The organism is Lutimonas saemankumensis, assembly GCF_020171465.1.
In the GTDB taxonomy this organism is placed as follows: Bacteria; Bacteroidota; Bacteroidia; order Flavobacteriales; family Flavobacteriaceae; genus Lutimonas; species Lutimonas saemankumensis.
Genome location: NZ_JAIUZR010000004.1, coordinates 136,862 through 159,048, shown reverse-complemented (window position 1 = coordinate 159,048; position 22,187 = coordinate 136,862). Strand labels below are relative to the sequence as shown.

General features: G+C 39.6%; 12 protein-coding genes. All 12 read right to left on the bottom strand.

Features of this window, described 5'->3' with window-relative positions; translation table 11 throughout:
- Window positions 1-6 precede the first annotated feature (6 nt).
- The 12 genes from LCM02_RS08495 to LCM02_RS08440 all read right to left on the bottom strand — a co-directional run bounded on the left by LCM02_RS08495 (window position 7) and on the right by LCM02_RS08440 (window position 22,178).
- Window positions 7-3,126 (bottom strand): glycoside hydrolase family 2 TIM barrel-domain containing protein, encoded by a 3,120-nt coding sequence (locus LCM02_RS08495; protein ID WP_224928024.1) that lies wholly within the window; start codon window positions 3,124-3,126, stop codon window positions 7-9.
- A 13-nt stretch (window positions 3,127-3,139) separates the two neighbouring features.
- A complete protein-coding gene (locus LCM02_RS08490; protein WP_224928021.1) occupies window positions 3,140-4,573 on the bottom strand; it encodes a sulfatase family protein in 1,434 nt (477 codons plus the stop codon).
- A 3-nt stretch (window positions 4,574-4,576) separates the two neighbouring features.
- Window positions 4,577-7,486: an alpha-L-fucosidase gene (locus LCM02_RS08485; RefSeq protein ID WP_224928018.1), complete on the bottom strand. Its 2,910-nt coding sequence runs from the start codon at window positions 7,484-7,486 to the stop codon at window positions 4,577-4,579.
- 23 nt (window positions 7,487-7,509) lie between these two features.
- Window positions 7,510-9,465, bottom strand: a complete 1,956-nt coding sequence (locus LCM02_RS08480) for a sialate O-acetylesterase (protein WP_224928015.1) — start codon at window positions 9,463-9,465, stop codon at window positions 7,510-7,512.
- Window positions 9,466-9,475: 10 nt separating this feature from the next.
- Window positions 9,476-12,004, bottom strand: coding sequence for a GH116 family glycosyl-hydrolase (locus LCM02_RS08475; RefSeq protein ID WP_224928012.1), 2,529 nt, complete (start codon window positions 12,002-12,004; stop codon window positions 9,476-9,478).
- Window positions 12,005-12,075: 71 nt separating this feature from the next.
- Window positions 12,076-13,605, bottom strand: coding sequence for a sulfatase family protein (locus LCM02_RS08470; protein ID WP_224928009.1), 1,530 nt, complete (start codon window positions 13,603-13,605; stop codon window positions 12,076-12,078).
- Window positions 13,606-13,754: 149 nt separating this feature from the next.
- Window positions 13,755-15,371 (bottom strand): right-handed parallel beta-helix repeat-containing protein, encoded by a 1,617-nt coding sequence (locus tag LCM02_RS08465; protein WP_224928006.1) that lies wholly within the window; start codon window positions 15,369-15,371, stop codon window positions 13,755-13,757.
- Window positions 15,372-15,425: 54 nt separating this feature from the next.
- The gene (locus tag LCM02_RS08460) at window positions 15,426-16,901 is read right to left on the bottom strand and encodes a right-handed parallel beta-helix repeat-containing protein (RefSeq protein WP_224928002.1); all 1,476 of its coding nucleotides are present in this window, start codon (window positions 16,899-16,901) and stop codon (window positions 15,426-15,428) included.
- Complete coding sequence (locus tag LCM02_RS08455) at window positions 16,902-18,359, bottom strand: sulfatase (protein WP_224927998.1); 1,458 nt, start codon at window positions 18,357-18,359, stop codon at window positions 16,902-16,904.
- Window positions 18,360-18,368: 9 nt separating this feature from the next.
- A complete protein-coding gene (locus tag LCM02_RS08450) occupies window positions 18,369-19,751 on the bottom strand; it encodes a sulfatase (protein ID WP_224927995.1) in 1,383 nt (460 codons plus the stop codon).
- Between the two features lie 54 nt (window positions 19,752-19,805).
- Complete coding sequence (locus LCM02_RS08445) at window positions 19,806-21,266, bottom strand: sulfatase family protein (protein ID WP_224927993.1); 1,461 nt, start codon at window positions 21,264-21,266, stop codon at window positions 19,806-19,808.
- 24 nt (window positions 21,267-21,290) lie between these two features.
- Complete coding sequence (locus LCM02_RS08440; protein ID WP_224927991.1) at window positions 21,291-22,178, bottom strand: alpha/beta hydrolase; 888 nt, start codon at window positions 22,176-22,178, stop codon at window positions 21,291-21,293.
- Window positions 22,179-22,187 lie beyond the last annotated feature (9 nt).

Here is a 22,187-nt window from a genome sequence, read left to right as displayed (position 1 = left end):
GGTCATTTAATTTTTATCGCTAATATCAATTCTCAGTACATAGCTTTTATTACAGATGTCTGTAAAATATTTTTCCATCGGTATTGGCCCACAACTGCCATTCCCGAGCGCTCCATGATCAAAATCAACGTTGAGCACGTTAAAAGTATTTGCCTTGAGTTGATAAGGGTGTGTAGCTTCATTTAACTGGGCAGTGGTGTATTTTCTGAATGAGAAATTCAGGGCATTTTTACCGCTTATTTGAATACCATTCTTTGAGGAATCATAAAATCTTGCCCATCGTACCTCGGATTTATTTCCATTTTCCTGAGAACGCGCATAATTTACAAATTGCTCTTCTATTGCTGCTGAATATATTCCCATCTGCATTCCCGTATTTCGGTCTTTATAAGAACTTCCCGGGCCTTTACCATACCAGCTGCTTTGAGCAATGGCCTTATTCAGTTTAAATTCGTAGCCAATTCTGGGGAAGGTAAAGGGAGTTGTGCCACCCAAATAATCTACGTTTAAAGTGATGTCGATAATGCCGTCAGCGTGTACAGCATATCGTTCTGAAGTGATGAATCCATTTGAGCTATTTGCAGCCTGATATTTTTTCTTCACACCGATCAATATGTTTCTCTTTTCTTTTTTTATCTCAACGCTTTGAACCTCTTTTTGTAGATGATGCAGGTCAATCGCATCCCATAATTTTCGCACCTGAGGTTTTTTGTCATTGTCTATATAAGCCCTTACAAATGACAGTGCAACCTCGCCGTTTATAATTGTTTTTTCATCCTTGATGAGCTTTACAATGGCTCCTTTTTTTTTGTCGAATTCTAACACTCCAATTCCGAATTCTATGGCAACAATATTCTTCTTAGAATCCGTTAACTTAATCTTGTTTTTATTAATTATTTCCGGTAATTCATTGTTTCTTTCCTTTAAAACAAACTCTTCCCAGGCTACGAGATGCCCTTTTTTAGACCATTCATTGTCTTGTCTGGTTCTGGCTTTAATTTGTAGGATGTATTCAGAATTGGTTTTAAAGGTATTAAGGTACTCACCTAAGTTATAGGTCATGGAGCTTAATCCCGAAAGATCAATGTTAAATTGCCCCGCTTCTATTTCTTTTCCGTCTTCAAGTAAAGACCATTTAAAATCGAATTCCGAGAGATTTGTATAGAGGAGTTTGTTTTTTATTTCGACTTCATTTTCTGATATTTTTTTGAAGGCAATGTTTTGATAGGCCTTTTTAACTTCCACTGTTTTTGGAGTAGGAGTGAGGTCAGACATCATTATACCATTCATGCAAAAATTCCCATCATTCGGGGTATCACCAAAATCACCGCCATAAGCCCAGAAATAATCGGTTTCGGGCTGTAAACAGGCTGCATGTGCTTCGGCAACATCTTTTATTTTGTTTCCATACGAACCATCAACATGTTTTGTCAACCCTTGGTCCGACCAATCCCAGATGCAGCCACCAATAAGTCCATGATATTTTTCGAATACATCGACGTATTCCTGAAGGTTACCTACACCGTTTCCCATGGCATGGACATATTCGTTTAATAAAAATGGCTTGTCAAGATTCATTTTCCCGATATGTTCCATATCTTCAACGGATTGGTATCTTCCGAATTTGTGCCTTTTTCCACCTTTCCAAATTCCGCCACCGTAAGTGTCAAATGATACTGGCTCTTCAGATGAATGATAGTGCGTAGGTCTTGAATTGTCAATTTCTTTTGTTCGCTCTTGCATGGCCACCATATTAACACCGTTACCTGCTTCATTACCAAAAGACCACTTAATAACACTTGGGTGATTCTTGTCTCGATGAACCATGGCTTCCATACGTTCTACATGTGCTTTTTCCCAGCTTGGGTCTTTGGCTGGAGAAGCCGCACCATACTTCAGTCCATGCGATTCCACATTGGCCTCATCAATAACTAAAATCCCGTATTCATCACAGAGCTTATAAAAATAGGGTGAGGCAGGATAATGTGCGGTTCTGACTGTATTTATATTGTTTTGCTTGAGAAGTTCTATGGTTTTTTCTATTCGCTTTTTCGGGATATATTTTCCGTGAATTGGATCGTGTTCCACGATATTGACCCCTTTGATGATAATTGGTTTTCCGTTAAGCATTAACTCCTGCCTGTCAGAAATTTTGATCTCTCTAAAACCGATTTGTGAATCGATCTTATCTGCGATTTCATCATTCTTCAATAGATGTATTTGTAGATGATAAAGATTCGGATATTCGTGGGACCAAAGTTTTGCATGGTCAACCTTTTCGTAAATGGCCAGGTTTGATTCAGCCCTGAGGGTTTGCTGAATTATTTGATCTCCGTCATGATCCTTCAGTGAGATTTTAACCTGGTAGTCTTTTAAGTCTCGTTCTTTTTGGTTACTCAATTCTAACCGGAGATGGAATCCTGCCACAGATTCTGTGAGGGGTGTCGTAACGAAATAGTCCCTCAGGAAAACTTCATTTTTTTGCACCAGGAAAACATCTCTGAAAATACCACTCATACGCCACCCGTCCTGATCCTCCAAATAGCTGCCGTCACACCAGCGAATCACCTGCATTCGAAGGGTATTTTCTCCTTTTTTCAGATACTTAGTAATGTTGAATTCTGCTGGCGACCAGCTGTCCTGACTGTAGCCTACTTTTTGATTGTTCACCCATAAATAAAAAGCCGAGGAAACGCTTTCGAATCGAAGATATGTTTCCTTACCCTCAATAGTATCCACAACGAACTCTTTCTGATAAATTCCCACAGAATTACCATTATCACCAGAAATATAGGGAGGGTTTTTGTCAAAAGGGTAGATGATATTCGTGTAAATAGGCTTACCGTAGCCTTGCATTTGCCAGGCCCCTGGCACATTTATTTTATCCCAGGCTTGAGGTTTTGCATTTTCCGGAACTTCACTGATGTTTTTAAACCAGGCAAAATCCCAGATTCCATTTAATGAAGTAACATCAACAGAAGAATCATCGTAAAAAAGGGTGGCATGTGGTGACTCTTTATTGATTTGGGTAACATGTTGATTTTCCCAATCGTTCCGGAGGGCTTGGCCAAATCCAAAATTAAGAAACAGCAGGGCAAATAATATTGACATTTTCTTTATTGTCATGCTCTTGGTTTTTTCATTTCTTTAGGTTGTTTTTCCATTTATAATATTCATCGATCCGTTGTGTTTTAGGGCCACTATCATAAAATCGAGCACCATTACCTATAAGATCATGATCTCCTAGTTCGTATCGTCCTTCTTCCAATAACACCATCAATTCTTTTACTTTCTCAGGATACTTTTCAGCAAGGTTGTGTTGTTCTTCTTTGTCATTTTTTAGATTAAAAAGTTGTACTTCTTCAACAGCCTCTACTTTTCGCGCAGCCCATTTCATATATTTTGGCTTGGCTTTACGTGGTAATACCAATTTCCACTCCTTATCTCTTACGGCCTGAAGATGTGTATAGGAGTAATAATAAAAACGATCGTGCCGGCTTTGCTCATTATTCACGATCACTCCACTAAAATCTTTGCCATCAAGGGTAATATCCTGAACTAGTTTAGCATTTGATATTGCTGCAAATGTTGGAAGAAAATCCATTGTGTTGAGCAATTCATCACTAACAACATTCTCTGGGATATGGCCCTTCCATTGCATGATTGCCGGAACGCGTATCCCACCTTCCCAGGTTTGCGTTTTGTTTCCTCTTAGTGGAAAAGCACTTCCGCCATGATCTCCAATTTTTTCTTCAATCCAAGGGCCATTATCTGAAACAAATATTACCAGTGTATTTTCTTCCAGCCCTTCTTCCTTCAAAGTCTTTAGAACTTCTCCCATACTCCAATCCAATTCTTCGATAACGTCTCCATATAATCCTCCTTCAGATTTTTCTCTAAATTTATCTGAAGCGCCTATTGGGACATGTGGCATATTATGCGCCAGGTATAGAAAAAAAGGTTTTGTTTTATTTTGCCTGATGAAATTTGTAGCCTCTTTGGTGTATTTGTTTGTAAGTTGGCCCATTTCTTCAACAGTATTGATAATCATCAAAGTATCATTATTTCTCAATATCGGACTTCGATGAGCGGACTGTTCTATTAGTTTTGAGTTTCCGTTGTATTTAGGTGTCCCGTAATAATAATCAAATCCTTGTTTTAAGGGCATTTGTTCAGTTGTTTCGCCAGCATGCCATTTGCCAATACAGGCGGTTTTATATCCTTCAGATTTTAAAACTTCGGCGATGGTTATTTCTTTTGGGTGTAGTTTTGTATGCAATCCCTTTGTATTATTTGGCTCAGCGACTCTTATTGGATAACTTCCTGTTAATAATGCGGCTCTGGAAGGTCCACAAACGGGTTGTGCATAAAAACTGGTAAATCGAATTCCATTTTTAGCCATTTGATCGAGGTTAGGTGTTTTGATATTTGGGGAACCAAAGCAGCCAACGTCGTTATATCCCTGATCATCAGTTAAAAAAATGATGAAATTTGTTTTATCTGATTGCGAAAACACTTGGATTTGGAAGCCCAACAACCAAATAATAAGTATGGAAACCAGTTTGCTCGTCATTCGTTAAAATTTTATTTCTATCACTTCATGCAAGCCATCAGGACCTGCATCCGGATTCTGAATTTCAAGATTGCCATTTTTTAGGCTATAATCTATTCGCTCACCTGTGCGCAGTAATTTAACTGAAGTTACTTTTGGTACTTCTGTGACACGAATCGGTTTCCCGGGTTCCGTCCCTGTATAATAGATTTTCTTCCATTTCCCCCATGTATTGGCGTCTGATTGTTGTCCTGGACGCGCATGCAAGTACCAAACTTTGTTGTCTTGAGAAGTTGTAATTGGTACATTCGATTTTTCAGGAAAATGGGTTCCTTTTGTATTGTATACTGCTGCTTGTCCCCATTCCATCCATCGTGCCATTTTTTCGAAATCAGTATAAACCGCATCGGGAAGTGTTCCGTCTGCTCGTGGAGATATATTCAAGAGTAAGTTTCCTTGCCAGGATCGTACCCTTGCCAAGGCATACATGATATCTTCAAGCGCTGCAGTTTGATCACCCAATCCATTACGACCGTGGTAAAACCATCCCGAACGCTGAAAGGTCATACAAACTTCCCAGGGCGTATTTGTTTTGATCAATTGTTTTACATGCTTCCACTCCAAAGAATGAAACCCTTCCGGAGTAGCGAAATTTGAGCCCGGGTATTTCCCTTTTAGTTTTCCATCGTGATACCAGTTACCCCGGTTGTTAAAGATCATGTTAGGATTGTATTTCAGGGCCGTTTCTTCATACGTAACAGGTAAGCCTGAATCCCACCACCAAAGATCCGGACGATACCGTTCCATCACCTCAAAGGCCATCTGCTTCTTGTTCTCTACAATTTTCATCGGCAACGGTTTTACAGCATTTTGAGGATAAGGCTTTCCTTGAAAATCCCATCCTTCTTTACCGCGACTGAAATAGTAATTCATATAATCACGGTCCTGCCACCAATCTGCTCCTGAGAAATAGAATCCAACTTTCATATTATTGTCGCGCAAGGCATCCACATAGGGTTGTAACAGATCACGCCCTTGTAAATAGGTACTCACTCCCAGATCAGAAAGTTTGCTTGGCCATAATGCATAACCATCATGATGTTTTGAGGTTAAAACCGAATACTTGAATCCTGCTTTTGCAGCAGCTTCAATCCATTTTTTTGCATCATAATTCTCCGCAGTAAATCCTTCAGGTGCATGATCATAGTAATATTGAGGAGTAACCTTTGGACGCAATGGATCACTGTTTTTCACGGGCTGCCTGATGCGCCAGACATCTTCAATATCGGCAACAGATGCGGGACCCCAGTGAATAAATAATCCCAAACCAGCCTTTTTAAACCATTCTCCTCCTTTAGGAAAAGGGAGGGGTTTTTCTGTTTTATAACGAGTAGGAAGAGGACCGCTTTCATCTCCTCCGCTCATGGCCACGGCCGCTGCAGCAACTTCTTGTAATTCATTTCGTGGTTCATCCTCATCTTTTGATAATTTCAATCCCCAGACATATTGGCCAAATTTCTCATTTGGCAGTTCAACGATCAGGTTATCACCATTTTTGGAAAATTTTAAAGTTCCTTTCCCTCCTAATGGTACGATGTTTTTAGCATTATAATTTCCAGCTATGGGAAGTGTTACTTTTCCATTTTCAGGCCAGGTCACGAACCAGGCATACAGATTTCCGTTTTTTTGTGTGTATCGAACGGCATTTCGGTCATAGTCATTAAGATCCGAGCCTCCCCTTAAAGAATTTAATTTTCCTGCTCCCCAAGTGTTCCAGGGTGTAGATTTAGTAATTCCCTCACCATTTATTGCTAACCATTGACCAAGTTCCAATAACACATTTTCCTGATTTTTATCCAAGGTTCCATCTGGCCTTGGGCCAATATTCAGTAAGAGATTTCCATTGCGACTCACCAGGTCAACAAATGAACGAATGATAGCATTCATCGATGTTGCCGGTTTTTCTCCTACATAAGACCAGCTGCCGTTTACTGTGAAATGTGCCTGCCACGGGCGTTTGGGAATACCGTCTTCTAAAATACCTTCCGTATCATAAACCGCTTCCCCTTTAGTCATGGCATCACGTTTCCAGGAAAGCACTACATCTTGGTTCCATTCTTTACTTTTGTTGTAGTAGTGAGCCACAACCCGATACAAGGCATCTCTAAAATAAGGCTTTTTATATTCGGTATAGCCGTCACATATTCCTCCATCAACAAAAATATAGTCGGGTTGGTAATTATCGATTAATTCATTTAGAACGTGCTCCCACTTTAAAGCATCTTCCGGTCGGGGAGGATCGGTATCTCTACGACGCTTTCCGTAAAGACCTTCGTTCGCTTTATCCCATGTATCGAACTCTGGTCGGAAGGTGTAATACTTCCAGTGGCGCCCATAGTGTGTGGAAACACCGGTTTTAATTCCCTTGTTACGCATGGCATTGGTCAACTCACGAACAACATCGCGTTTTGGCCCCATTTTTTTTGCATTCCATTCTATGACTTTAGAATCCCACATGGCAAAGCCATCATGGTGTACTGCAGGAGCTGCGAAATAAGCCGCGCCAGATTTTTTTACCAAATCGGCATAGTAATCGGCATCGAACTTTTCCAAGGTGAACATGGGTATAAAGTCTTTATATCCAAACTCATTTAATGGGCCATAGGTTTTTTCATGATGATCCCTAAATGATTTAGTCCACTCCTTATGTCTAATATTAGGATTGTCTTCGGCATAGTACATACTTGTTGCGTACCATTCATTTTTAAAAGCTGGAACTGTAAATGCACTTAAATGCATAAATATTCCAAGTTTTCCTTCGCTGTACCAATTCGGAACATCATATGAGGCAATCGACTCATGGCTTGTGTCATACTGGGCAATACTTTTTACTGATACGATGAATAAGAATGTTATAAAAAGCGCTTTTTTCATTAACTGTTTTTTATGATGTTTGATTAATCGTCAAAGGATTTTCCATCCGTGATCCCTTCCCAATCATCTGTTCTAAACGGAGAAGCAGGTAATCCTTCTTTATTGTAAAGATTAAACTCATCAGGATTGCTTGCCCATCCAAACCGCACAGCCACAGGATTTTTTACCTGATCTGACCATACAATAATTTTATCACCATTTACTGTCGCCTTTGCCCAATAGAATTTTTTATCCTCCCCGGCAATTTCAAACTCATTGATATACCCGTGTTTATTCTTAATTAGAAGTCCAGATCCGATGTGGTCAAAACTTATAATGGCCTTCTTCCCTGATATTTGCATTGACTTATAAATCGGACCTGAATGTACAATGTCTTTATCGTATGCCACTTTTAGCGCAGATAGCATCAGCCTATTTCCGACATCCTGTTTGTTTTTTGGATGAATATCAGAGGCTTCACCTATATCAATGGCTACTGCCATACCTGTTTTAGGCAAGTTCAGGGTTTTGGTTTGAGATTCACGCAATTCAGCCCAGTCATCATCCCGAGGAACATTCTTAGCTTTCTTATAATTGGCCAATTGAACAAAAAGGAAAGGAAAATCATCTTGTTGCCAGTCTTTGCGCCAATTCCTAATCATATTTGGAAAGGTGATTTGGTACTCTTTGGAGCGAGATGTATTAGACTCTCCCTGATACCAGATCACACCTTTTATACCATAAGGTATTAGGGGGTTGATCATGGCATTATAAAGTAGGCTGGGTGCATCATTAGGAGACACTCTGAAATTGGCATAAACCGTATCTATTTTAAACTTCCATTCACCGCTAAGAGATATTTTTTTTTGACCGAGTTCAAGAAAGAGTTTTTCCGGTTTACTGCTAAAACCACCTTTATAATAAGTATCTTCAACCCGAATTGTAATGTTGTTTTTCCCTGGTTTCAATTTTTTTTCAGGTATCTTATATACCCGTTCAACGTCAGCTCCCCATTTCATTTTTCCAACTTCTTGCCCATTGAGCCAGGTCATATCATTGTCATCAATTTTACCCAAATGCAATTGTGAATTTTTGACTATTTCACTTTCAGTCAAATTGAAGTCGCGGCTAAACCAGACAACACCATTTAACAAACGGTATCCGGCATTTTCCCATAAAGTTGGTAATTCAATACTTTTCCAGGTACTTTTGTCGGTACTTGGGAGCATCCATTGATCTTCCATGCCATTTTCCTTTTCAGGAAAACCGCCCAAGGCTTTTTTTAGTTCATTCTTTTTCTGATCAATTATTTTTTCCGCATCGTAACGGTCGATTCTTTCTCCCATATTTTCATATTTGGGAACTTTGGTAATTGATGCTTTAGATGTCCAGGTTTCTACACATGTTCCTCCCCAGGAAGAATGTATAAGTCCGATAGGAACGCCAATCTCTTTTTGTAAATCTCTTCCAAAATAATAGCCTACGGCAGAGAAGTTTTTAATGGTTTCAGGGCTGCAGGCCTTCCACGAAGAATTCGGCATCGATTCAAGAGGTACGTTGCTAACCTTCCGTGGTACTTCAAAAAGCCTGATCTCAGGATAGCTGGCATTTTGAATTTCTTTTTCAGGATTCATTGATTTTGAAACCGGCCATTGCATATTGGACTGACCTGAACAAACCCATACGTCGCCGATTAAAATATTATTGAATACAATTTCATTTTTTCCTTGAATGATCATCGAGTAAGGCCCACCGAATTTCATTGGCTCAAGAACAATCAGCCAGTTGCCACTTGCATCTGCTCGGTCCTTCAGTTTTTGACCATTGAATCTGATTGTTATTTTTTCTCCGGGATCTGCTTTTCCCCAAACTTTTACATTCAGATTGCGCTGTAAAACCATATTGTCAGAAAATATATCTGCAACACTTACATCCGCTCTCATAACAAGGCCGGATAATCCTAGTAAAGCTGTGGTAAGTAATAGTCTTAAGTTTTTCATTTTGATATATTTAAAACCTTAGAGATGCACATTCACCTTCACTCAAAAGCTTCCCCCCTTTAAAATTATATGATTTATGTTCTCCCAATTGAAACTTTTTTAGCTCTATTTTACCATGGAGTACCTCAAAGTTAACACTAAAATCATCCCTATCTTTTGAAACCTCACACATTCCCCAAGCGGAACCATTTGACCAAAAATAGCTTCCAGGTTTGTCTTTGAATTTAATGGTTTTATCGACTCCAGAATACAAGAACCCGCCTGCTGCGATAACTGCAGCCCAGGAGGCCATTGCACGCGCATAATGATGTCCGCACTCTGCTTCGTCAAAGGGATTTCTCTTTAACCCGTCATATCGGTCTCTTATATTTTTTATAGTTTCCAGGCCTTCCTGTTCCATACCTTCATACAACATACCAATTCCGGCAGTGTATTCGAAGCCGGTCATCACTTCCGACCAATAGGGGAAAGGAATAGTTGGTCTTCCTCCATTGGGCCAGCTAGCCATTAATAGTGCTTTTTCATCACCCATGGCATAAGAACGCATATTGTTAAAATGCTCGAACATCGTTTCTCTTTTGTTGTATTTCTGTATACTCAACAAGGCTGTTTTGACATTATCTTCATTTACCAGATAGCCCAGTCCCAGAACATGAGCCATATATTGACCTACCAATTGATCAACCAAGCAGCCAGTTTCCAATTGATAATAAGGGTCATTTAAGTCCAATCCTTTTAATCTATGTTCTCCTACCAATCCTTTTGCAATGGCATCTTTGCTTTCTGGTACTTGAATTTTATGTACAAAATATTCGCCATTGAACAAATTATTATCTGTCCATTTAGACCCATAGCTAAATAATTTTTTACATTTTTTGGCAAAGGCCTTGTCATCCATAAAATCAGCCATCTTTTCAGCTGCTATTAAGGCACCTAAATACCATATTTGCATTTGAGGGTTTGGACCATAATATTCCACATCCATGGTATTGTGTTGTACCCCTTCCATAACGCCGTCAGCATCTGCATCCCAACCATTTTCTATCCAGGCATAGGCCAATACTGTTTTTATTTTTGGCCAGTGCTTTTTTAAGAATTCCGAGTCTCCTGAAAGCTGCCATTCACGATAAAATTTCATGATCGTTCCCATTTGTCCGTCTGCGGCTGCCAGATCTATACCTGAGGCTCCTTTTTCAAGAGGAAGTTTCGTCCTGAACCCCATGTGCCCATTTTCTCTTGTAGCATAGTCAAATTCCACTTCCCGCATGGTTTTTGCCAAATCGCTAAAGAGAAAAGGAGTGGCCTGTTCGTAATTCCAAACATGGGTACATGAACCAAAACAAGATCCAAATCGATCCATTACGCCTTCCCAGCCAAACATTTTACCGTCTTCAATTCGGAATACGGTTTGAGAGCGAAGCGTGCTGAGGTTAAATAAAGCAGCTTCCTTGATTTCCTCAGGATAAGAACTGCGGAGGAAATTATTTGAAAATTTTAGTGTCTTATCGGTCAGTTCAGGTAAACGATCTATTTGGTTTTCTATCACATCCCAGGCATCAGCATATTGGGTTGCATAGTAATTGGTTAATCTTTCAGCGGACCAGGCATAGCGATTCGGAAAGTGCCAAGTCAAATAAAAAGTAAAAGTCTTGGTTTCTCCGGGTTTCAGGGTTTTTAAAACAGCCAGTGAAGCCATTGGATCCACATCTTGCTGCTCATCTTTCTCAACCAGCAATCCATCCTCACTAAAATCATCCCAAAAATTTAGTGTTGCATTATACCAATCATTTTTTGTACTGCTTGTACGGTAGGTGATTTTACCTTCTTCACTTTTTGGAGTGGATATTGCAAAAGTACCCCAGGCTGCATCATCTTTGTCCACACTCTCAGAGTACATATAAATACCCTGTAACTTCTCTGTTGATCTGTATTGGTTGATATTACCTTTTTCACCAATCGGTATAAAATCTCCTTTCCAGTCAGATTTATGCTTACTTCCGTCTTTCCCAATAAAATTTCGAATATTTCCGGAGATTGAAACTTCAAGTTCTTGATCACTTGTATTTTTCACCTCATAGGTTAGAATAGCCATAGGTATACCTGAGGCATCCGCATCAGCCGGGATAAATGGGTTGTATCCAATCAGCTTAACCTTAACCGGCATCGTTTTGTCCGACAATTCCACGATTCCAAAAGGATAGGTAGCCTCAAAGAAAGCCTCCCTGAAACGCGGGAAACCATGATGATTTACAGACCTCCCTTCATAGTGCTGATAATCAGCCGGATGAATTGGCCCTAACAGGGCTTTTGTATTTGAAGTTCCATTTTTATTTTTGGTGTAGATGGCGAAGAAAGGAGCATCATTACCCGTTGTAACGGTACTGTATCCCTTTGCGGGAACATTCATTACCTCCCAGTCGCGTAGTTCTCCCGAACCCCCCAGAGAAACTGTTCCGGTTCCAATTCCTCCCAGTGGCAGGGCTATGCGATGCAAATGATCCTTATCGTATCTTTTTAGAATGTTTATTTTTTCACTCAATAACTCAGATTGAGCAAAATGACTTGAACTACTTAGAATGGCACAAAAAATTATTAGTTTTTTAAACATGTCTAATTAACTTTTCTGCTCATTGGATTGTTTTTGATCCTTTCAATCTCAGCTTGCATTTTCTTGACAAGTTTTTCGTTCTTTTCGACGATGTTATTACGTTCTTCAGGATCCTTTGAAAGGTCATAAAGTTGCGGTTTCAGAGAAATTCCAGATTCTATATTTTTTTGATCCTTGATCCAGGAAGCCTTTTTCTTTGTCGGATGTATATATTTGAAGTTTCCATGTCTGATCGATAGCGTTACAGATTCCTCTAGCAGAAATTCTCTTCCTTTTTTTGATTTTCCTGAAAAGGAATCCCACATGCCATAACTGTCTGGAGCTTCTTTTTCATTGAGTTCATGTCCAATCAATTGAGCAAACGAAGCATACAAATCGGTTTGAGTTAATAGCGCATCACTTTCAGTTGAAGCTATTTTTCCCGGCCAGTACACAATCGTAGGGACCCTGGTTCCCGCTTCATAGGCACTGTATTTATTTCCTCGATAAGGCCCGCCTGGTTGGTGAGTACCCAGTAATTCCACCGACTGGTCGGTGTAACCATCATTCAAAACAGGGCCATTGTCGCTTGTAAAAACAATGATGGTATTTTTACTTATTCCTCTTTTCTCAAGGTGATTAACCAGCTCACCGGTTATATAATCCATTTGAACTATGGCATCTCCGCGAACTCCCATCTTAGTGCTGCCAATAAATCTGTTATCAGGTAGTCTTGGAACATGAATATCATGAAAGGAAAAATAAAGGAAGAAGGGTTGTTCCATGTTGTTGTCAATAAATTTTCTGGCCTGATTCAACATTTGATAGGGTACTGTTTCGTCTTTAAATCTTGCAGAATTTCCCCCTGACATATAGCCAATGCGGCTAACACCATTGACTATGGTTTTTCCATGAAACTCATCTGAGGGATATCTTAAAAGCTCAGGATTTTCTATTCCTGTCGGATCATCTCCAATTTTTTTCTTGTAATTGATTTTAATTGGGTCTTCCGGATCGAGATTAAGAACGTAGTGATTTTCAAGCAATACCGACGGAACCCTATCACCTGTTGACGGAATCAAGTAACTGTAATCAAATCCGATTTCCAGGGGCCCGGGACTGACCTTGCCATTCCAGTCCACGTTACCGTTCCCTAGCCCAAGATGCCATTTTCCAACCACCGCAGTTTTATATCCGTTTTCTTGTAACATACCGGGGAGCGTAGGAGTCTTGGTATCTATCAATAGCGGTGCGTCACCAGGAAGTACAGAGGCATTTTTACGAAAGGCATACCTACCTGTTAATAAAGAATATCGAGATGGGGTACAAGTAGCCGCCGAACTATGGGCATCGGTAAATCTGACTCCGTGTGTAGCGAGTTTGTCTACATTTGGGGTTGATACTTCAGTAGCACCATAACAGCCTAAATCCCCATAACCCAGGTCATCAACATATACGATGATAATATTAGGTTTTTCATTTTGTCCTGTCATGATAAAACAGGCAAAGAATAGCATTATTGACAGTATCTTTTTTAGCTTAAAAAACTTCATGTAGTAACGTTTAATTAACGTTATAAAACTAATAAAGCCCTATTCATTAAAAGAACACAAATCGTACAAAGACTAACATAAAATAGACATTTATGCCCAGTTTTGGATATTCGGCACTTGCTATAAGCAATTGACTGAAATGAAAATTATTAATTCACTTCAATCGCGCCCATATCCGGTTTCCCATTAATTTCATTCCCTAAAATATCTTTTTCAACCTTTAATCCATAAATCAATCCTTTTTTATCTCCTGGAACCATAGGTATATCAATTCCTTTGTTTTTGATCAGATTAACATTGATTGGCGTATAATCAGTTATTTTACTTCCACCAGGGTTAAAAAATCCTGGGTTTCCAAAAACTGGGGCCTCATCCTGAATAAGTACACTTTTAGGCCAGTTACTTGCTTTAAGGAAAAGATTGTTTTGAAAAATCACGTTGGGTATATCTGCCTCTCCAGCTTCCTGAGGCTTGTACTGATCGCCCAATACGGCCTTACTATCTCCTTCAATATAAAAGATATTGTTGGTGATCAAAACACCTTCTGCCACTTTTGAAACAGCCATTTTTGCGATAATATCACTCTTTACATAAATGGTATTATTGTAAAAATAGGAGTTGTATGGTCCATGCCTTTGTCTGTCTTTACCAACAAAACCGCTTAACCAGAATATTTTTCCTTCCTGAAATGCAACTCCTTTCTTTTTAATACGATGGCCATCATTGATACTCACATTGTATCTGTAGGCGCAATTCCAGTTATTTCCTAAAATCTCTGCAAATCCACCGGCATTATTTTCACTAAGGTTGTATTGTACTACAATATTTTTGCAATTGAAATCAATATGACAGCCTGCCGAATCTGCAGGTCCATTTGCATTTCTAAATGAGTTATGTTCAATCAGTATACTATCACAACCCCAGGTCCACATACCGCTCCCTCGTCCCCATTTTCTGGTATCATCTTTAGATCCTGAGTAGTTAATGTCATTACCCTTGATATGGCCATTGGTGATACCGCTAAACTGCATGCCGGGACCACCTGTTTTGAAGATTTTGTTTCCAAAGATTCTAAGTTGGTCAATGTTTCCCTTCATTTTTATTCCTGTATGGCTCACATTTTCAATCTCATTCGATTCAATAAGTACATTTTTTAATTTGCTGTTCTTTGAAAGCAAAAAACGAATTCCCCACCCGTAGCTTTGGGTTCCATTTGCCGTTTTCACTTCATCCTTACCACGCTCAAAATTTTCGTTTTCAAAAAATACATCCTTCACCGTACAATTTTTAATGCTAATATCGTTGTAACTACCCCCAGTATTCGTGGTATACAAAATACCGCAGCGCATTCCTCTTTTTGGGTTATTGTTCCCCCCATCAGCTCTTATTGACAAGCCGTTTATTGTGATAAAACTGCAGTTTTCAAGTTTAATTCCATTCAAATGATTTTGAGCGTCGATAATGGGTTTAACATTGCTGTTGCCCACCGTATAGCTCGAAATAATAATTGGCTTTGATTTTTTTCCATATTGATTGTTCCATTGAATGGATCCAAAGAAAATCTGGCCGGTTGCCAGCAGGATTTGATCTCCCGGTTTGAAGTTTTTATCACTAACTTTTTTAAGCGATTTCCAGGCTGTGGCAGGACTGGTACCATTGTTTTTATCACTACCGGTTTCTGCATTCACATAATACTCCTTGGCAAAGGATGATATCGATAACAATACAAAAAAGGCAAAGGTATAAACGGTTTTAAGTGTATTCATTATAGTATACTTATTCATTACCGGTATGTTGGAAAATGAGTTTTAAATTTTAGGTCATCGTCCTGCAAATCTAGGATCCGGATGTGTCATTCTGTGTTTAATAAACTTATGTAATAACTCAAAATCTGAATTGTTCTTGAACATAGGGTGTTCCTTTAGCTGACCCAATACTTTTAATGGATTTTTCTCCTCATAATCAAAATCCGATTGTACATCATTGCCCTGCTCAATTAACCCTGAAGCCTGGTCTCTTTTTAAAATTCCAGAAGGTTCCTGACTACGGATAATATTGTTTGAAAATTGGGTATCAATGGGAAAGGTACCTCCCCAATCACCAAACTCAATCAAGGTATTTTCGATGTCATCAACAGGTTTTTTTGGCATAATGATAATGTTGTGATGAATGTCAGTATTCTCAACGGGTCCTGTAATATGGAATATGGGAGAGAAGAACCTCTTATTGTGCGCCTTGTAAGGACGTAAACCATCATTTATACTTAAATTATAATGAATTTTAGTGTCCTTGGTTCCTATATTATTCGGCTCACCTAATTTGTTGCCATTATTACAGATCAGCATAAATCCTCCCCAGTTGTCATAACTGTAGTTGTATTGAAAGGTTGTACCTATACAATTGAAATCGGCGTCATATGCCTGTCCGTCCCATTTAGCTCTATGGTCACTTACTTCATTAAACTGAATCAATGTGTTGTCTGAACTCCAGGGCCAGATTCCTGCGGCCGCGTCCCCAACGGACATAACATCCAGGCCCTTGCGAATGACATTGTATTCGATCAAAGCCCCGTCACATCCAAGGGGAACGATACCGTCTCCTGGAACGTTTTCTATCAGGTTTCCTCTAATCACAACTCCCAAACTAGGGTGCCAGGCCGTTCGCTGTATGTTTCCTTTTGAATTTATAGCGTTTCTGTCACAATGATGAATATAATTGTTCAGGATCTGTAGATCTATAAACCTGGTTTTTACTCTTTTTCCTTTATTTTCCCATAAAATTCCTGAACCGCCGCCTTTTTTCTTTTCCAATAAACCATTGACATGATGGATTTCGAGTCCTTCTAAAACAATATGATGACAATCACCAAAATCCACCGCTCTAATGATCACACCTCTTCTCCGTGCTTTTCTCTCGGGGCCTTGATTTGTGATCTCTAAGTTTCGGATTTCCCAATATTCAACGTTATAAAGTAGAAGGGTATGGTCCTTCCAGCCGGTGCCATGGATAGCAGGCTTTGGGCCACTTCCGTATTTATCGATAAGGATAGGGCTCTCTGCTGAACCTGATCCTTTTGGTTCCAATGTTCCAAAATAACTTGTCCCGGATGCAAACAAAATTATATCTCCTGGTTCAAACTTTTGTTTGTTAACCCTTGTAAGATCTTTCCAAGGCTTGGCTTCACTTATGCCACTATTACGATTATTTCCAAAACTGGAATTTACATAATAGGTTTCTGCCATCATGGAAAAACAGGTAAAAAAAGAAAGAAATAGAATTAATCTGTAGTTTTTCATTTATTTCGTTTTCTTGTGAGAAGTCCCTTTCTTCTTTTTATAAGCGGCCTTATCCGCTCCTTCAATACTCCATGGAGAAACAAAGTCGCTAACCATTGGTTCTTCAACTGAAGGTAAATAAGCTGAGAGTTCTTGTTTAACGACTTCAAACTTCTCATCTTTTGCAAGATTCTTCCATTCATTCGGATCGTTTTGATGATCGTACAATTCTTCTCCACCATCAAAATAACGAGTATATCGGTGTGTTTTTGATCTGACGGAATAGTTACCTCTTCCCCATGCGATAATGGTTGGGTTTTTCAATTTTTCCGAATGGCCTTTTACGATAGGCACCAAACTTTCGCCATCTACATAATCCGGGATTTGCACACCTGTGTAGTCGGCAATTGTTTTATATACATTGATCAGAGAAACTGCATCTGTATAGTTGTCAGCGTTTTCTTTCCCTTTGGTTCTTGTGTCATAAATGATAAACGGAACCCGAGTTGCTTCTTCCCAAAGTGTAAATTTCTTGAAGGTCTTTTTTTCTCCCAGATGATAACCATGGTCAGACCAAAGGACGACTACCGTATTGTCGGCATAGTCACTTTTTTCAAGAGCATCCAATACTCTGCCAATATTGTAATCTGCCCATGAAATACAGGCTAAATAAGACTTTCTTACCTCATTCCAAACCCCTTTGCTGAGGTAATGATTATATTCGCCTCTTTTTTGCAATGATCGGCCCACTGCAGGAATGTCATCAGAATCATTTTCAAGTACCTCCGGCGGAGTGACCTGATCCGGAAGCGCGTCAAAGAATCGGACAGGTGCATCGAATGGCAAATGAGGCTTTACAATTCCGACAGCTAAAAAGAAGGGCTTATCATGCTTTTCATTTAGTTTTTCAATTCCATACGATGCCACCTGATGGTCAATATGCTCTTCATCAGGGTTAATAGTGGGCCTGAATGAATATTTTTTATTGTTACCTTTAACATAACCTTCACCCTCTTTAAACCTTTTGGGGTTGGCCTTTGTTTTGTGAAATTCTGTCCATTCCCTCGTATCACTGAGATTGCCATGATGTATTTTACCCGCGCCAAAGGTGAGATAACCGTTTTCTTTAAGTAATCTTGGCAAGGAGGTGTATTTCTCCATCAATTCCCTATGAATGTCATGCTCGTAGAAGGGATATAGTCCTGACTTGAAAGGTTGAATACCGTATAACAATGCATTTCGGCTGGGGGAGCAACCCGGAGCCGAGGTATGTGCATTGGTAAAGTTTACTCCTTTTTTTGCCAACTTATCCATATTTGGTGTAATGGTTTCCGGATGCCCTCCCAAAAAGCCCGTCCAGTCATTCATATCGTCAATAGCTATGAATAAGATATTGGGTTGTTTTTCCTGAGCTGAAGTAAAACTTGTACCAAGGCCAAGGCAGATTAAAAGTATAAATGTGTAATCTCGTATTTTCATTTTCATAAATTATTTCGGTTTGTTCCAAACCACTTTTTCTATTCTGGTTTCAAATTCCTGAATTAGTTTTTTATATTTTTTGTTTGAGGCTAAATTGTTCCACTCATGAGGGTCATTTTTAAGATCGTATAATAAATAACCCCCTTTTTCCAATTTGGTAAATCGATAACGGTCTGTTACCAGGCCATAGTTTCCAACAGCGCAGGTAAATGCAATATCCTCCCAATCAACTTTTTTGTTATTCAAAAGAGGTACCAGGCTTTTTCCATGTAATATGACGTCTTCTGGTGCCTCAATGTTTAAAAGATCTAATATCGTTGGGTAAATATCTATATTCTGCACTACATTATTCACTATTTGTGCCTTATTGTTATGAGGTGTTTTAATGATCAAAGGACCCCTTAGTGAGATGTTGTATCCCGTGTTTTTGCGCCACTTACCATGGTCCGTAAGATGGTATCCATGGTCTCCCCAGACGATTATGATGGTGTTGTCATACAGGCCTTCATCTTTCAAGGCCTGAATTACTTTTCCCATCTGGGCATCTGCATATGTGGTGCTTGCCATATAACCCCTTATAAGTTTTTGAGCGGTTTTATCAGAGACACCTTCATTCCATCCGAAGGCCGTACCTCTTCCTTTGAAGGGATCTTTAGTGATATCTTTAACCGTTCCCGACGGTAAGTAGGCCATTTTGCCTGCATCTTCAGGATACATGTCAAAATACTTTTTAGGGGCCACCCATGGCATGTGGGGTCTTGCGAACCCGCAGGAAATCATAAATGGTTTTGATTTATCACGTTGGTTTTTTATAAAATCAATAACGTCCTTCGCGGTTTTCCCGTCATTTAAAATATCATCGGGTCCGTCAACTGCAGCATACATTAATGCGGCAGGTCCGGCATCTTTTTCAAAGTATTCATCAATCTGATCTTGTCTGCCCCCGATGTCAACTATTCTTTTTTCAATTTCGGGACCACCATCTCGGTGTTTAACCTTAGCTTTTCCTGGCACATCCCATGCACTGCTATCAAATTTTGGAACATTTCCGTGATAAATCTTGCCTCTGGTAGCTGTCCAGTATCCGTTCTCTCTTAATACCCTGGGCCAGGTGTCCTGTGTTTGAATCATTTTAGGAAAGGTCCAGACTTTTTTTCCATTTACCCAGTTCTGATTATCAAATCGTATACCCGTTAGCATCGCAGCCCTCGAGGGAGAACAAAGAGGATAACTCACATAGGCTTTTTCAAATATTGTGGCCTGATCGGCCAGAGCATCTATGTTTGGTGTGAGCGGTTCCGGCTCTCCATAGGCTCCTATTAAAGGCCTGAGGTCATCAAATGCTACAAACAATACATTGGGTCTATCCTGTGCATAAAGGGAACCTGCCATTAAAATAAACAGTAATATTAAAAGATGTTGGGCCCGCATCGAAATCATATTCTTTTATCTGATTAAATCCTTCTTCTTTAAAGGCTCTTTAAATTCTTCCATCTGGGCAAAAAGCTCCTCTTCCAGTTCTTGAGCTATCTTTTGATATTTGGGATTCGTGTAAAAGTTGATGAGTTCATCAGGATCTTTTTCCAGATCGAATAACCAGGGTTTACCTTTAGGAGACAAGACAAGTTTGTAGCGATTGTTCACTGCAGCTACCCACCTTTTATTGGCGTTTGTTATATACACGGTTCGGTCATCAATGATTGTCATTTTTTTACTCGTAAAGTCCTTGGAAGCATCTATGCCATGAAATTGATATGCAGAATGTTCAACATCCATCAAACCTAAAACGGTTGGGGCAAAATCCACCATTGTAAAAGCTTTTTGAATTTGTTTTTTAGCTTTTATTTTTTTTGGATATCTAATGAGAAAAGGGACCCTGGCGGACATCTCATAGGGATTCCCTTTGTTTAATTTTTGATGTTCATACAGTAGGTCTCCATGATCGGAGGTGAAGATTACTATTGTATTCTCATCAAGATTATTTTCTTTTAGAAAGGTTAATATTCTTCCCACATTATCATCGATACACTTAACCATTCCAAAATAGTGGGCCATGGCTCTTTGGTTTACTTTCCTTCCTGAATTCTTCTTTCCTGTAATGTTTAACCAACCCGGTGTCTGTTCCGGGGTAGGATGCATCGTTCTCGGATCTTCGAATTTAATATCAGTATACATGGTGTCATAAGGTGCCCTTACCTGATTAGGGCCATGAGGATCGGGTAATGAAAGCATCACGCAAAAAGGTTGCTCACGATCTCTTTTTATGATTTCCAGAGTTCTATCTGTCAGGAAATCTGTAGTAAAGGATTTCTCATTGGCATCTTCCTGTCTCCAGGTTATTTTTTTACCATCAAAATCTTGTCCAAGCTTTAGACCTTCTTCATCCTCTTTCAAAACTTTCCAGTGCCCCCGGTTAAACATGTATCTGTTATCTGAGAAACCAAAACTTCTGTCAGGATGAATCCCTGGCTTGTCATCGCCGTCCAGGTGCCACTTTCCGACATATGACGTGGCGTAACCGTTATCCTTTAATATTTGTGCAAAAGTGACTACATCATCATTCAAAGGCATGTCATTGACAGGAGAACCTGTCGCCACAGGATAGAGTCCACTGACCATAGAAGCCCTTGAAGGTGTGCAGACGGGTGAAGGGGCGTACCAGTTTGTACATAGAACACCTTGTTCTGCCAGCTTATCTATATTCGGGGTGTTAACAACCGCTTCCTTTCCCCACATATAAGCCTGTTCTTCAGACATTGTTTCTCGGTAAGCACCTATGGTTCTTAGGTTATGCTCGTCAGTATGTATGATGATAAGGTTAGGTTTATTTTGTTGCTGAGCATAAGCAAATTTCAAAAGGCTCATCAAACAAAGAGCGAATAATGTTATGGTTTTTTTTACCCTCATACTTCTTCTTATTGTTTTTATTTACTAATTCGATTGGTTCATGAATGTCAGGTAATTTTCCCGAAACTGATTTACGTTTGGAACCCCTGTTAGAAATCCCAGAGAAGTCAGAAAAATATCTGCATCTTTCATGGTTTGAAAATGCATCTCCTGGTTTCTATCCACGTTAAAAAAGGCATGATCCTGATCCTGATACAAAATGAGATCACAACGATCCCCAAAGCTCTCCATTTTTTCCTTGTAATGTTTAGCCTGATCCACTGTGAATAATTTGTCTTTGGTACCTAACATGATCAAAGTAGGGGAGGTGCCTTTCTCTAAATTGTGATAGGGTGAAAATTCTTTCCAATATTCTTTTATACGATCATATCCATAGCCGTCTGGCCCATTGTTAGCCACTGGATTGAATAAGACCAAGGCGTCAGGTTTGCAACTTACAGAAAGGTCTTCACCTGATTCATTAAATCCCTTTAAGACAGCTGTGGCTGCGGCTACATTTCCCCCTGCTGAACCACCTCCAGCAGCTATCTTGTTAGGGTTTATTCCATATATTGAGGCATTACTTCGAATCCATCGCATCGCAGACTTTCCGTCTTTGACGCATTCTGCCGGAGTTGTTTTGTTTGCTTTTTCAGTCCTGTATTGAACACTTACAGCAACCATTCCCCTTGAGGCAAAATACTCGGATTGGTTGTAGAAATGGTTTGGTGCGCCTCCTTTCCATCCTCCGCCATGAAAGAATACTATGGCAGGAACTTGATCCTGATCTGAATGATCCTTCGGGAAAAAGAAATGAAGTGATAATTCAACGCTGTCGATTTTTTTATAGACTACTTTCTCGTCCGGGCTAATCTGGGCGGATAAGGATGCAGTTGTTAAAAAAAACAGGGCATTAAGAATTATTTTTTTCATTGTCGACAA

What these genes read in the sequence shown, in the direction of transcription:
- LCM02_RS08495 (WP_224928024.1), bottom strand. Translation starts at nt 3,126, where the DNA reads ATGACAATAAAGAAAATGTCAATATTATTTGCCCTGCTGTTTCTTAAT.
- LCM02_RS08490 (WP_224928021.1), bottom strand. Translation starts at nt 4,573, where the DNA reads ATGACGAGCAAACTGGTTTCCATACTTATTATTTGGTTGTTGGGCTTC.
- LCM02_RS08485 (WP_224928018.1), bottom strand. Translation starts at nt 7,486, where the DNA reads ATGAAAAAAGCGCTTTTTATAACATTCTTATTCATCGTATCAGTAAAA.
- LCM02_RS08480 (WP_224928015.1), bottom strand. Translation starts at nt 9,465, where the DNA reads ATGAAAAACTTAAGACTATTACTTACCACAGCTTTACTAGGATTATCC.
- LCM02_RS08470 (WP_224928009.1), bottom strand. Translation starts at nt 13,605, where the DNA reads ATGAAGTTTTTTAAGCTAAAAAAGATACTGTCAATAATGCTATTCTTT.
- LCM02_RS08465 (WP_224928006.1), bottom strand. Translation starts at nt 15,371, where the DNA reads ATGAATACACTTAAAACCGTTTATACCTTTGCCTTTTTTGTATTGTTA.
- LCM02_RS08460 (WP_224928002.1), bottom strand. Translation starts at nt 16,901, where the DNA reads ATGAAAAACTACAGATTAATTCTATTTCTTTCTTTTTTTACCTGTTTT.
- LCM02_RS08455 (WP_224927998.1), bottom strand. Translation starts at nt 18,359, where the DNA reads ATGAAAATACGAGATTACACATTTATACTTTTAATCTGCCTTGGCCTT.
- LCM02_RS08450 (WP_224927995.1), bottom strand. Translation starts at nt 19,751, where the DNA reads ATGGCAGGTTCCCTTTATGCACAGGATAGACCCAATGTATTGTTTGTA.
- LCM02_RS08445 (WP_224927993.1), bottom strand. Translation starts at nt 21,266, where the DNA reads ATGAGGGTAAAAAAAACCATAACATTATTCGCTCTTTGTTTGATGAGC.
- LCM02_RS08440 (WP_224927991.1), bottom strand. Translation starts at nt 22,178, where the DNA reads ATGAAAAAAATAATTCTTAATGCCCTGTTTTTTTTAACAACTGCATCC.